The following is a 7,193-nucleotide window of genomic DNA, read 5'->3' as shown; positions in this document are numbered from 1 at the left end:
GCTGGATACCGCCGACTTTCCCGATGATGTTGCCGCCCTGAAGGCGATGCTGATCGCGGCGCAGGCACGCGAGGCAGGCAAAGATGCCCAGATCGCTCGCAAGGACGAGCGGATAGAACGGCTTGAGAAGCTGGTCGCAGCCTTTAAGCAAGCAGCCTTCGGGCGCAAGTCCGAGAAGACCGCTCCCGACCAGTTCGACCTGGCATTGGAGGACCTGGAAACGGCGATGGCCGCGATCCATGCCGAGGACGAGGCGGACACTCCTGCTGGAACCAAGACGACCAAGCCACGCACGACCAATCGCGGCTCTCTTCCAAAACATCTTCCCCGAGTGGAAGAGGTGATCGAGCCGGAAAGCCTGATCTGCGCCTGTGGCGGTTGCCTGCATTGCATCGGCGAGGATGTCTCCGAACGCCTCGATGTCGTACCGGCGCAATTCCGAGTCTTGGTCACGCGCCGTCCCAAATATGCCTGCCGTGCCTGCACCGACGGCGTTGTTCAGGCTCCGGCTCCGGCACGGTTGATCCAGGCAGGGTTGCCGACGGAAGCGACCGTCGCCCATGTGCTGGTCTCTAAATATGCCGATCATCTACCCCTCTATCGGCAAGTGCAGATCATGAGCCGCCAGGGCGTCGATCTCGACCGGTCCACGCTCGCCGACTGGGTCGGTCGAGCAGCCTATGAGCTGCTTCCCGTCTTCGATGCGCTGATCGCCGACCTGAAGCGCTCAACCAAATTGTTCATGGACGAGACGCGTGCTCCGGTTCTTGATCCAGGCTCTCGCAAAACCAAGACCGGATACTTCTGGGCGTTGGCACGGGATGATCGCCCATGGGGCGGCGGTGATCCGCCAGGTGTTGCCTTCACCTATGCGCCAGGTCGCGGGGGCATTCATGCCGAACACATATTGGAGGGGTTCTCCGGTATCCTGCAGGTCGATGGCTATGCCGGATATAACAGGCTGATCGCACCTGAGCGCGTCGGCGCGGACATTCGGCTTGCTTATTGCTGGGCGCATGCCCGGCGCAAATTGGTGGAGATCACCCGTAACGGAACATCACCTATTGCCGAGGATGGCGTTAGGCGAATCGGCGAGCTGTATCGGATCGAAGCCGAACTGCGCGGCCGTGACCAAGAGGCTCGCCTAGCCGGTCGACGGGAACGGTCAGCGCCAGTGGTGTCCGACATGCATCACTGGCTCATCCATCACCGTGCCCGTGTCGCAACCAAATCCCCACTCGGCGAGGCTTTGGCCTACATCGCCAAATACTGGGATGGTTTGAAGCTCTTTCTGACCGACGGACGCATCGAGATCGACAACAACAGCGTCGAGCGAACCATTCGGCCGATAGCCCTAAATCGCAAGAACGCACTCTTTGCGGGCCACGATGCCGGGGCTGAGAACTGGGCGATTATCGCGTCGCTTATCGAAACCTGCAAGCTCAATGCCGTCGATCCTCTTGCGTACTTGACCAGCACGCTCTCCGCCATCGTTAACGGCCACAAGCAGAGCCGGGTTGAAGCTCTTTTACCTTGGAATCGCCAGGCAGGGTAGTTGGACCCAAAGCCGCGCTCATAGGACTAACTTGACCCCCGACACCAGCAGGAGAAGGGCAAGGATTGCACGCAGCCAGCGGTCGGGGAGATAGCGGCTGCCGACGTAAGCACCTATAGACCCGCCCACCGCTACTGCGACTAGCCAGATTGGCAGGGTCGAAGGGATTTGGTCCCATACAGCATAGGCTCCAACCAGCGCCCCGCCTGAGTTTATGAGATTGTAAACTGCCGTGGTGGCAGCCGCTTCCCGCACCGTTGCCCATCTCATGCTGAGGATAATTGGGGCAAGGAATACACCGCCCCCGGTCCCCGTCGTGCCGGATACGAAGCCTATGACGGCCCCTGTCGCCAGCGCTTCGACAAAAGGCGGTTTGACTGCTACTTCGGCTGCAGCCGACCTATCTCGAAACGCAGTTCGGGCCATCTGAAGCGCGGAAAGTATCAGCACGACGCCGACAATGGGGTAGTAGGTCTCTTCAGGTAAGTGAACCGCTCCTCCTAACATGGAGAAGGGAAACCCAAGAACGGCAAATGGCCAGACATTCCGCCATGAGATGCGCCCCGCCTTTAGGAACAGTGCGGTGCCAATCGCGGCAACCACAAGGTTCAGAGAAAGCGCAGTCGTCTTCATGGCGACGGGCGCAAATCCTGCCAAGCCCATAACAGCTATGTAACCCGATGCTCCAGCCTGTCCAACGGCTGCATAGACCATAGCAATGATTATGAAGGCAGCAGAGAGCCACGTCGTTTCGCTGTCCACTGTCGATCCTAAATTCCTGTCCGAGTCTCGTAAGTCGGAACACTACAGGATTGTGTAGGTGCCGCAATCGGCGTGACGTCGCCGCCCATGATCATAGGGGTAGGTTTCGAAAAGGCATCATGAACGAAGGACAAGGTGTCAGCGGGACAGCGCTTACGATTGCTCTCAGTCTTCAGTCATTCATGCTAAGCTCTACCTCCTCCGCACCCGATGGCGTAGCTATTCCACATGTTCGAGGCCATCATAGCCAAAGGCCTGATTAGCCAGAATTTGGGTCGCCTCGTATGGCTCCCCTATTCCGTTGACGCGACCAGCCTCAGCTATCAAATGCAGGTTCTTACGCGGGCGGGACGCTATGACGTATAGCAGCTTATTGGCGCTATCAATCGCGTTGGGATCCGCAAAATGTGGAACCATTCCCTCCAGCAACGCAAATGCGATCACAGTGTCGAATTCAGCGCCTTTGACTCCATGTATGGTGGAAATTGTTATCCCCGAGCGGGTCGCAAACACGCGCCTGAACATCGCGATGTTGGAGACCGCCTGCACGCCGGCATTTTCAAGACGTTCAATCTGCACTCTGGAGCGTTCGAAGAAGGCGGTATGATGTTCAACGAGTGCGGGAAAGAGCGCGATCTCTATCCCCAACACCAGCAGCAACTCGGCGAAAAACAGCTCCAGGTATTCAAGCCCGTCGTCGACATCGATCTCGATCTGATTGCAGTGCCGGAGGAGATCCCGCCGCGAGATTTTCGGGATATTTACCCCCACTGATCGAAAGTGGTCGAGCACTTCGCCAGCCCAGCGCATGCGGCGCACAAACAGTTGAGGGTCCGGTCGTGTCAAGRCAAGCCGAGAAACCTTGAACCAGATATTGTCTTGGTCTCGCGCGAATGGCGCCATACCCGGTCCGTCAAAGCTATATTCGGGAAGTGCGGCGACGAGCCGTCTGGTGATCGCGGCGAGTTGCACCCATTGCGGCCCGACCACGCAAACTTCGTGCGCCGGAATGCCGAGCGTTTCGATGTTGTAACGGATGAGCCGAACGATCTCGTCGTGGAGCTCCTGCTGATTGATCTCGTGATTGAATGAGATCAAGCTTTGGTAATCCCGCTCGGGGCCGACGGCATCTATAGCTGCTGGGACGACGCAGTAGTTAGAAAAATACCCGACGATCCGGTCAGAAGATCGGTAGTTGCTCACAAGGCTTTTATCGGCAAGTTCTATGCCTGCCCGTGCGGCAAATTCCGCTCGGCTCATCGCGTAGCCGCCCAAGGATCCGTAGATTGCCTGGTTGGGATCGCCGACGATGAACGTTTTCGCGTTCCCGGCAGACGCGTTCAGGATCGCAGCAACGATAGCGTACTGGATCTCCTTCGTATCCTGGTATTCGTCAATCAAGACGTATCGGAACAAGGATCCGAGCAGGATGGAGATCGTGGGTTGACTGGCGATAAGCTCGTGCGCACAGCCTAGGATCATCTCAAAGTCGATTGCCCGGCTTCCGTCGAGGTGTTGCCAATATCTCTCCAGGACCGCAAGGGCGGCCACCCGACGATTTGGGTTCGCTGCTTCCAGTTCACAGCCGTCGGTCGTAAGAAAGTATCTGCAATCGAGCGGTCGAACATAGGACGGCGACTGGTGGCAGAGCTCTGTAAGGATGGTCTCGGTTTCATGCTGGTCAACCACGCGAAATCCGTTTCCGAGCTTTTCGTGATAGATGGCGTAAGGGCGAAGGATCCAATCAAGGCAAAAAGAGTGGATCGTGCCAATCCAGAGCCTGTCCGTAGAGACGCCCAGCCTCTCGATCCGTTCTGCAATCTCCTCAGCAGCGCGATGGGTATACGTGATGGCGATTATCCAATGCCTTTCGCTTTCAAGCTTCGAAAGCTCGAGGGCGATCTTGTAGGTCAAAGCCCTTGTTTTACCACTTCCTGGGCATGCGGCGAGAAACACGTTACCGTCATGCTCAATAGCCTCGGTCTGCTCATCGTTGAGGTCGCCTCTCTGCCAGACGAAGACCATCAGGCGTGTCCTATGACGTCAATAATGACGTCGCCGGCCACGACGCCGATTATCGCTTCGCGAAGCGGGGCGATCTCTAGCTCACCTGCGCGAAAAGCATTCACTTGCCCCCGAAGCTCGGCAAGCTGAGCTTCCACAATAACAGCCGGATCCTGATGAAACTGAAGGCGATGCTCGATCATATTTGAAAGAACAGCGCGGCTGATAGGACGATGCACTGAAAAGATCGCCTCGATGATATAGTCCGGGATACGTGTCGCACCCGTTACTCGCTTTGCGAGTTGAATCGCAAGCCAGCCTTTGCCGGCGCTCTCTGCCATGGTGAGGATTCGTTTGCCGTAGACCGCGGGGTCGATAGACCGCAACTCTTCCGTGGCTGCCATTATTGTAGCTGCTTGGCTGTAAACCGAATTCACTGCCGAAACCGCCAACTCGGCATTGCCCGCTGCGATGAATTCAACCTCGAATGTCCGGGGAGCATAGTGAACGGAAATCCAATCGTTCCCGTCTTTGAATGCCGTCAGGCGCGCACGACGAACGATACCCGCCGCCTGGGAGCCGAGGGCCTTTTCTTTGGCCTTTCTCAGCGAATCCGAGTCTGCCGGGTTAGGATCAGTATTAAAGAAGGCAGCGTCTAAATCCGTCACTATCGCGCAACGGCGACGGATGCGGAGGTCATGGAAGAGGATCGCGACGTTTTCGAAGCCGGTACTTCGGATATTGATAAGGCTGATCCCCAATTCGTCGAGGCTCACTCCCAGTACCTCTTTGACCAGGACTGGAAGAAGAATTTCTTCCGCATCACCCTCCACGAGGATCACACTCTTTGCGAAAAGGAGGTTGCTACGGACCGCGTCGAGGTAGCGTTGAATGCTTCTGATTTCTGGCTCATCCAAGCCAGCGCTCGGCCGAAAAGCATCACATCGAGAGCCGCTCCGGCCCAGGATGTTCACATTTTCCACGTTGCTGACTTCAGAAATTTGCGTGGAGTGCGTGGAGTAGATGACTTGGGTGTCTGGATAGCTCAGCCGGTCGAAAAGTGTTTTTTGGATGTGTGTATGAATGTGCGCCTCTGGCTCCTCTATGACGAGGAAGTTGGCGCAGGCCTGTTTAGCCTTCTGGTATTTGAATTCGAGGAGCTTAAGGGTGAGATAGATCAAGTTCGCGCCGCCAAGGCTCATCTCATTGATCGTTCCCTCGTAATCGTCGTCGGTTTCGCCAACGAAGAGCTTAAGGGACTGAAAAAGGCGGTCGGCTTCGGCTGGAACCGCCGAGCGGACCGCTAGGCTTGCCGGAGAATACGTCTCTCCCGCGGCATCGCGGATTGTCTGCCTTATATCGGCTCTGATCTCCCCAACGTCAGGAATGGCTTCAATCGCAGTGTTGAGCTCCTTGACCCGCTCCGTGATCGGCGCGAGCACAGCTGGGTCGAGGTCGCCGCTTTTGCTGCGCAAGAGCGTCAGCAACGGATTGGTGCGCTGACCCTGGAATTCACTGACGACGTCGCGAAGTGCCTGGACGAAGGTGAAGCAGACCTCCTTGCTCACCGACATTATGCCAGGGATCTTCCCACCCAAGATTACCGGGTGTAACTCCTCCGGAAATTGCACTGACTCAAAATCACCAACAAGCTCGTCGTAAACAGCAGGATCGGAGAAGTCGGCCGTGCTTTTTCCAGAAAAGACAGTTTCATATTCGTCGAGGGTGATCGCGTTCAGGATCGTCGCAAGACCGGCGTGATCGCCTTCGGCGAGTTGGCTCAAGCGGRTGCGCAGTGAGGCATTGGGCCGAAAAATCAGATTATAGGTGGCCCGGGCGACAGCCTCGTTTTCGATGACGCCTGTGCCATGGAGGAAAAGCGCCTGAACGGCTTCATCTTGCGACACTTCGGCAAACTCGACACTGATGATGATCCAATGACCTCGCCAGTTGCCGAGTCCGCGATGAAAATCGACCTCCTCCAGGCGATATGCCCAGCGAAGGAAATCATCGTCCAACATGAGCCGCATCGCACGGAACAGGTTAGTTTTTCCGGAACCGTTCTCACCGATGACCGTATTGATACCCTTGTTGAAATGAAAACTTGCCCGCTCGAAGTTGCGATAGTTTACCAGTTGAACGCGGGAGATATGCATTGGGTACCCTTCATGAAATTGCGATCCAGCGAACATAATCGCAATACGAGAATAAACCATCGATCCGCGCGTTTCTTCGCGCTACGTCACCAGCTTAGTCATAAACTCACTCACGCCGCAGGAGAAACACCGCAAGACTGCAGGCGACGCTGACAACGAGCTCGGCTTCTGCCGCGCTAGCATCGTGGCCCTCTTGCACATGCCTGCCCTTTTGCGAGGCGTAACCCCATAACTTGTGCACAGCGTCACCCATGGGCGGCGTAAGGGAAAGGCCATTGATAATTTGGCCCAGGTTCTGGTTCGGGGAGTTGGTCAGGTCTCGAGCGACACATTCGAGAGCGGCCATCGAATGTTGAATTGCACCTGTGCGATCCGGCTCCGGTCGCCGCGAAATATCCTTAAGCGCCTCTCGGATTTCGCCGGCCGCGGTGTATCGCCCTGTCTGCGCAAACGCCCCAACAGCTTGCTCTGTTGCAACTGCGAATGTCTGGTCACCACGGAATACGATGCCGTCTGGATTTTTAAGCTCCCACCCGATGCCCTTCTCCCGGAAGACCCGATTGAGGTCGTTCTCAAATCGTTCCTGCTGGTCGGGCCGGTACTCAAATGACCGCCAAAGTGCTTCCGCTATATCGTAGACCTTGTACCACTCACAGGTGCTTAGTAGGCTAAGGACCTCCTCCCAAATATTTGGGTATTCGCTCCAGTTTTGGGGG

5 protein-coding genes are annotated in these 7,193 nt (G+C 56.5%); 1 reads left to right on the top strand and 4 read right to left on the bottom strand.

What is annotated here, in order from left to right; all coding sequences use genetic code 11:
• The first annotated feature begins 1 nt into the window (after position 1).
• Complete coding sequence (gene tnpC, locus AC1D17_RS26985; RefSeq protein WP_477568324.1) at positions 2-1,555, top strand: IS66 family transposase; 1,554 nt, start codon at positions 2-4, stop codon at positions 1,553-1,555.
• An 18-nt stretch (positions 1,556-1,573) separates the two neighbouring features.
• On the opposite strand, the gene AC1D17_RS26980 is transcribed toward tnpC, so the two are convergent.
• The 4 genes from AC1D17_RS26980 to AC1D17_RS26965 all read right to left on the bottom strand — a co-directional run.
• Positions 1,574-2,317, bottom strand: coding sequence for a sulfite exporter TauE/SafE family protein (locus AC1D17_RS26980; RefSeq protein WP_477568323.1), 744 nt, complete (start codon positions 2,315-2,317; stop codon positions 1,574-1,576).
• 219 nt (positions 2,318-2,536) lie between these two features.
• Entirely contained in the window at positions 2,537-4,342 is a 1,806-nt protein-coding gene (locus AC1D17_RS26975) for a UvrD-helicase domain-containing protein (RefSeq protein ID WP_477568322.1), read from the bottom strand.
• Positions 4,342-6,477 (bottom strand): ATP-dependent nuclease, encoded by a 2,136-nt coding sequence (locus AC1D17_RS26970; protein ID WP_477568321.1) that lies wholly within the window; start codon positions 6,475-6,477, stop codon positions 4,342-4,344. Before AC1D17_RS26970 ends, AC1D17_RS26975 begins: the two co-directional genes overlap by 1 nt.
• A 106-nt stretch (positions 6,478-6,583) precedes the next feature.
• On the bottom strand, positions 6,584-7,193 hold a 610-nt coding region (locus AC1D17_RS26965; RefSeq protein WP_477568320.1), incomplete at its 5' end, for an AbiJ-NTD4 domain-containing protein.

The sequence above is a fragment of the Pararhizobium sp. P1_E7 genome (assembly GCF_056405855.1).
This window is presented reverse-complemented; position numbering and strand designations above follow the sequence as displayed.